A 6,289-nucleotide genomic window follows, 5' to 3' on the forward strand; every position below is an offset into this window, starting at 1 on the left:
AAATGGTATAATGAGAAATATTAAACTGAAAATTCAATATGACGGTACTGATTATCACGGCTGGCAAATACAGAAAAATGACATAACAGTACAGGAAATTGTAAAAAAAGCCGTTCAGAAAATTGTGAATGAAGATGTACATTTGACAGGCTGCGGACGAACAGATACAGGTGTTCACGCCGAAAACTATGTATGCAACTTTTTCACAAATTCAAGAATACCGTCTGAAAAACTGCCGTATGCGTTAAACACATATTTACCGAATGACATTGTTTGTTTTGAGGCGGAAGATACTGACGAAAATTTTCATTCAAACAGTAGTGCGGTGAAAAAGAGATATGTTTATAAAATTTTAAACCGTGAATTTCCCGATGCGGTTATGAACAGATATTCGTGGCATTATAAATATCCTTTGGATATAGAAAAAATGCGGATTGCCGCAAAGGCATTTATCGGTGAACATGATTTTATAGGTTTTGCATCAAGCGGATTTTCGGTTAAAACAACTGTAAGAGAAATTTATTTGCTTGATGTTGATAAAAACGGGGATATAATAACGATTGATGTTGTCGGAAACGGATTTCTTTACAATATGGTAAGAATTATTGCGGGAACGCTTGTTTTTGTCGGCGGCGGAAAGATTAATCCGAACGATATGACAGACATAATAAATTCAAAAGACAGAGAAAGAGCAGGTATAACCGCTCCGCCGCAAGGCCTTTGTCTGAAGGAGGTGTATTACTGATGAAAAACGATGACGAAATAAATGAAAGTTCAATAAGTGACCTCATACATTATGCGGAGGACGAAAAACGTAATACATTTGATGATGAACCCGAAACAGATGATGAATTGGATGATGAAATAACGGAAACAGACGATGAAACTGTATCGGATAAGGAAGAACCTGTTTCGGAAGAAGTAAGTGAGGAAAACAAAAAAACCGAAGAAGAACCTGTTTCGGAAGAAGCAGATGAAGAACCGGAAGACGAGCTTGCTTTAGAAGAAGCAGATGAAGAAAATAATTCCGAAGAAGAAAAAACTTTAAGCAATAATGTAAATTACGATGATGATACAGATTATCCCGATTATGAAACGGATGTCGGATTTTTTGACGATTTAAAAATCGGAGACCACAAAGGTATAATCATAGGTGTGATAATAGGTATAATTGTTGTAATCGCTTTTATAATGATAGATACAGGAATAATCGGAAATTACAAAAATAATTTTTCAAACAATATATCTAAAGTATTTAAAACGAGTAAAACAGACAAAAATCAATTACCCGACCCAACACAAAAACCTGATGAACAATACAATACAGAAATAAAGTCAAATGAAATTGTTTCTTTTGAGGGTGCGAATGAAACTGAATTTGTACCGTACAAAAACGGTGTTGTATGTGCGAAAATGAATCATATGTCGTATATTGATGGAACGGGAACTGTCGTGTGGGAAATAGATACGGCGATAGTTGATCCGATATTAAAGGTAGACGGAAATTATATTTTAATTGCCGAAAAAGGCAGAAATAAAATTTGTTTGTACATTGACAATAAACTTCAATATGACGTAGACGATCCCGATACTGTTATGTCGGCAGAACTTTCTTCAAACGGTGATGTAGTGGTTGTTACGGATAAATCGTCATACAGAGGCGGTATATCTGTATATAATAAATCAGGCGAACAAATATTCTCGTGGGCGTCGGGAAGTGACGCGGTTATATGTGCCGATATTTCGGCGGCGTCGAGAAGTGTCGCAGTGGCACTTTTAAATTCCGATGTAACCGCAAAAACAACAGTACAGCTTTTTAACGTAAATGAAACAGAAAGCTATGCAAAAATCGAAATGCCCGATACCGTTGTATATGAACTTCAGTTCGTGGGTGATAAGGTTAATGCGTTTGGCGACAACAGGGTTACGGGAATTTCATCAAGCGGAAAGATTGTTTATGACAACGATTTTTCAAATGTACAGCTTACACATTCGGCAATAGACTCAAACGGCAATAAACTGTTGGCATTTGACGACGGTAATATACCTATGCTGAATTTGTACAGCAAAAACGGTTTTTTAAAGAACAGTACAACCCTTATAGGCGTTACTGACTTTATAGACATAAATAAAAAATATATACTTTATAACATAGGCAGAGATATTTACTTTGGAAAAACAAATTCAAAAGTAATGTCAAAATATACTGCCGCAATGGATATAAAAAATCTGATTATAGTATCGGATACAACCTTTGTGGTGATTTATTCAAACAGCCTTGAAGTTGTAACCGTATAAAGGGGGTATGGCATGAATATAACTCTTGATATTATTTTATTGGCAGTGCTTGTCATATCGTTTGTTATCGGTTATAAAAAGGGATTTGTAAAATCGGTTTGGAAAATAGTCGCATTGGTTGTAACAATAGTGCTTGTTCTTGCACTTAAAACGCCTACGGTAAACTTTCTTGCAGGTTCGGCTTTGGCAAATAACATAAGCACAAAGATTGCGGAAAATGTCAATATTCCGCAGGGCGGAGGTGTTGATATTGCCGAAACACTGAATTTGCCGGAGTTTATTCAAAGTGATATGACAAATCAAATTGACAGCACCAACAATGCGGTTAATTCGATAAACGAAAAAACCGTAATGTGGCTTACAAATCTTTGCTTGACGGTTATCGCCTGCGTGGCACTGTTTATCATAATACGTCTTATACTTATGGCGGTGTATATGATAATAAACGGTATTACGGAAGCGCCGATTATAAAAGGTGTAAATAAATTTATGGGTGGAATTTTTGCAACGATAAATATAATTTTTATTATATTTTTGTTGCTTGCACTTGTATCAATGTTTGCACCGGCAGAGAGCAATCTGTATGAAATGATTGACAAAACATATGCAGTAAAATATTTATATAATTATAATATATTACTTCAACTATTTATGAAAATCTAAGGAGGAAAAAGAAATGTACAGTGATATAGTAAAAAAAGGATTAGAGAAAACACCTCATCGTTCGCTTTTTAAAGCGTCCGGATTTACAGATGAAGAAATCGAAAGACCGCTTATAGGTGTTGTAAGTGCTAAGAATGAAATCATTCCCGGACACATTCACCTTGATAAAATCTCAGAGGCGGTAAAGACAGGCGTAAGAATTGCCGGCGGTACACCGTTGGAATTCCCTGCTATCGGTGTTTGCGACGGTATCGCAATGGGACATAAGGGAATGAAATATTCTCTTGCAAGCCGTGAGCTTATTGCAGATTCAATCGAATCAATGACTATTGCACACGGTCTTGACGCTCTTGTACTTATTCCAAACTGTGATAAAATCGTTCCGGGTATGCTTATTGCGGCGGCAAGATTAAATATTCCTGCTATCATAGTAAGCGGTGGACCGATGCTTTCAATTAATTATAAAGACAAGTATCGTGACCTTAATACTGCATTTGAGGCAGTCGGTGCATTTAAAGCGGGTAATATCGATGAGGACGAACTTCTAAGACTTGAAAATGCGGCTTGTCCGTCATGCGGTTCATGTTCGGGTATGTTTACTGCAAACTCAATGAACTGTCTGTGTGAGGTCCTTGGTATGGCTTTACCGGGTAACGGCACAATTCCTGCTGTTTATTCTGAAAGAATACGTCTTGCAAAGCATGCAGGTATGAAGATTATGGAACTTCTTGAAAAGAACATTAAGCCGAGAGATATTATCACTCCGGATTCAATTTATAATGCACTTCGTGTTGATATGGCACTTGGCTGCAGTACAAACTCAATGCTGCACCTTCCTGCAATAGCACATGAGGCAAAAGCACCTATAACACTTGATTACGCAAATGAAATCAGTAAAGAAACACCGAACCTATGTCACCTTGCTCCTGCAGGCGAACATCACGTTCAGGATTTGTATGCGGCAGGCGGTGTTCAGGCACTTATGAACGAGCTTTCAAAGAAGAATTTGTTAAAGCTTGATACAATTACCGCAACAGGTAAGACTTTGGGCGAAAATATTAAGGACTGCACTGTACTTGATTATAACGTAATCCGTCCGATAGATAATCCGTACAGCCAAACAGGCGGTATTGCCGTATTAAAGGGTAATCTTGCTCCTGACGGCTCTGTTGTTAAGAGAAGTGCCGTTGCAAAAGAAATGTTGCAGCACGAAGGCCCTGCAAAGGTTTATAACAGTGAGGAAGAGGCTATTGAGGCTATTTATACAGGTAAGATTGTAAAGGGTGACGTTGTTGTTATCCGTTACGAAGGTCCAAAGGGCGGACCGGGTATGAGAGAAATGCTTTCTCCTACATCTGCAATCTGTGGTATGGGACTTGATAAGGACGTTGCTCTTATTACAGACGGACGTTTCTCAGGCGCTACAAGAGGTGCGGCTATCGGTCACGTTTCACCGGAGGCTGTTGAAGGCGGCCCTATCGCATTTGTACAAGACGGCGATATTATTTCTATTGATATAGATAAATGCCAGATTAACTTTAAGGTCAGCGAAGAAGAATTGGCTAAGCGTAAAGAAAATTGGACTCCGCTTGAACCAAAGGTTAAGACAGGTTATCTAAGAAGATACTCAAAGATGGTTTCTTCTGCAATTCAAGGTGCAGTTATGTTAGACGACTAAAGAACAAATGATTATACAAAAAACGCATTTCTTATATGGAATGCGTTTTTTTGTAAGGTTGACAAATCAAATCATTTAAAATATAATGTAGGTAATATATAATAGAAAGAGAGCAAGTATATGCAAGACGGAGTTAAACTTGAACGTAAGACTAAAGATGAACTGAAACAAATAGCGCAAGGTCTTGGAATAGAAAAAATTTCAGCTTTAAAAAAAGATGAAATAATTGCATTGATTCGCGAAAAACGTGAACAGATTGCAAATGAGGAAAAACAGAAAGTGCAACCGAAAAAACGTGAACGTCCGGCAGACGCAGTTGAAGTAAAGGGTGTGCTTGACGTAATGACAGACGGTTTTGGTTTTCTTCGTATGGAGAACTATATGTCAGGCAAAAACGATATATATGTGTCACCTACACAAATAAGAAGATTTAATTTAAAGACCGGTGACGAAATTGTCGGTGATTGCCGACCGTCACAAGATGAAGATAAGTTTTCTCCGTTACTGTTTGTAAAGACTATAAACGGCGATCCACTTGAAATTGCTTTAAAACGCAGACCGTTTGAACGTCTTACACCGATATATCCGAAAGAAAAAATAAGTCTTGATACAGGTGACAGAACAAGAACTGCGTCAAGACTTATAGATTTAATCGCACCAATCGGAAAAGGTCAGAGAGGTATGATAGTTGCACCGCCAAAGGCAGGTAAAACTACTATATTAAAACAAATTGCTCAATCTATATCCGAAAATTATCCTGATATTAAATTGATAGTGCTTTTAATAGATGAAAGACCGGAAGAAGTTACTGATATAAAACGTTCAATAGACGGTGAAGTTATATATTCTACATTTGACCAAATGCCCGAAAATCATTGTAAGGTTGCGGAAATGGTGCTTGAAAGAGCGTCAAGACTTGTGGAGCAGAAAAAAGATGTGGTAATTTTGCTTGATTCAATCACAAGACTTGCAAGAGCATATAACTTGACAGTTCAGCCGACAGGAAGAACTTTGTCCGGCGGTCTTGATCCTGACGCATTGTATAAGCCGAAAAAGTTTTTCGGTGCGGCTCGTAATATAGAAGAGGGCGGAAGTCTTACAATTTTGGCAACGGCACTTGTTGAAACGGGCAGCAGAATGGATGATGTTATTTTTGAAGAATTTAAGGGTACGGGTAATATGGAATTGAAACTCGACAGAAATCTTCAGGAAAAACGAATTTTCCCTGCTATTGATATTTTGAAGTCGGGTACAAGACGTGAAGAAGATTTGCTTAATGACCGTGAAAAAGAGGCTTGCTGGATTATAAGACGTGAGCTTGGCAGAAATTCAAATACCGAAACTATTGTCAGCTTTTTGCAGTATATGAGAAGCACAAGCAGCAATAAGGATTTTGTTGAGTTGATTATTAATAATTACGGAAGAAAATAATTTTTTGAGAACTGTAACGATTTGTTACAGTTCTTTTTTTATTGTAATCGACGCAAATAGTGTATATAATAAGAAATAATCCACAATATATAGTATAATGAAAAAAACTTCAAAAAAAATGAAAAAAAGTGTTGACAAAAGAGGTAATAGAGTGTATAATAATCAAGTCGTCAGTTGAGAGGGCTAAAGAACACGGGAAGAAAAGTGTTCGGGTTGAGA

The 6,289-nt window shown here is 37.4% G+C and carries 5 protein-coding genes; all 5 read left to right on the top strand.

Going from position 1 to position 6,289, the window contains the following annotated elements; translation table 11 throughout:
• Window positions 1–10 precede the first annotated feature (10 nt).
• The gene (truA, locus tag LKE05_RS13245) at window positions 11–745 is read left to right on the top strand and encodes a tRNA pseudouridine(38-40) synthase TruA (RefSeq protein ID WP_308457144.1); all 735 of its coding nucleotides are present in this window, start codon (window positions 11–13) and stop codon (window positions 743–745) included.
• Window positions 745–2,298: a DUF5711 family protein gene (locus LKE05_RS13250; RefSeq protein WP_308457145.1), complete on the top strand. Its 1,554-nt coding sequence runs from the start codon at window positions 745–747 to the stop codon at window positions 2,296–2,298. Before truA ends, LKE05_RS13250 begins: the two co-directional genes overlap by 1 nt.
• Before the next feature lie 12 nt (window positions 2,299–2,310).
• Window positions 2,311–2,961, top strand: coding sequence for a CvpA family protein (locus LKE05_RS13255; RefSeq protein ID WP_022229257.1), 651 nt, complete (start codon window positions 2,311–2,313; stop codon window positions 2,959–2,961).
• A gap of 13 nt (window positions 2,962–2,974) precedes the next feature.
• Window positions 2,975–4,639: a dihydroxy-acid dehydratase gene (gene ilvD, locus LKE05_RS13260; protein ID WP_308457146.1), complete on the top strand. Its 1,665-nt coding sequence runs from the start codon at window positions 2,975–2,977 to the stop codon at window positions 4,637–4,639.
• Between the two features lie 120 nt (window positions 4,640–4,759).
• Window positions 4,760–6,070: a transcription termination factor Rho gene (gene rho, locus LKE05_RS13265; protein ID WP_022229255.1), complete on the top strand. Its 1,311-nt coding sequence runs from the start codon at window positions 4,760–4,762 to the stop codon at window positions 6,068–6,070.
• Window positions 6,071–6,289 lie beyond the last annotated feature (219 nt).

The sequence above is a fragment of the Hominilimicola fabiformis genome, assembly GCF_020687385.1.
GTDB classification, from domain to species: domain Bacteria; phylum Bacillota; class Clostridia; order UBA1381; family UBA1381; genus Hominilimicola; species Hominilimicola fabiformis.

What these genes read in the sequence shown, in the direction of transcription:
- truA (WP_308457144.1), top strand. Translation starts at nt 11, where the DNA reads ATGAGAAATATTAAACTGAAAATTCAATATGACGGTACTGATTATCAC.
- LKE05_RS13250 (WP_308457145.1), top strand. Translation starts at nt 745, where the DNA reads ATGAAAAACGATGACGAAATAAATGAAAGTTCAATAAGTGACCTCATA.
- LKE05_RS13255 (WP_022229257.1), top strand. Translation starts at nt 2,311, where the DNA reads ATGAATATAACTCTTGATATTATTTTATTGGCAGTGCTTGTCATATCG.
- ilvD (WP_308457146.1), top strand. Translation starts at nt 2,975, where the DNA reads ATGTACAGTGATATAGTAAAAAAAGGATTAGAGAAAACACCTCATCGT.
- rho (WP_022229255.1), top strand. Translation starts at nt 4,760, where the DNA reads ATGCAAGACGGAGTTAAACTTGAACGTAAGACTAAAGATGAACTGAAA.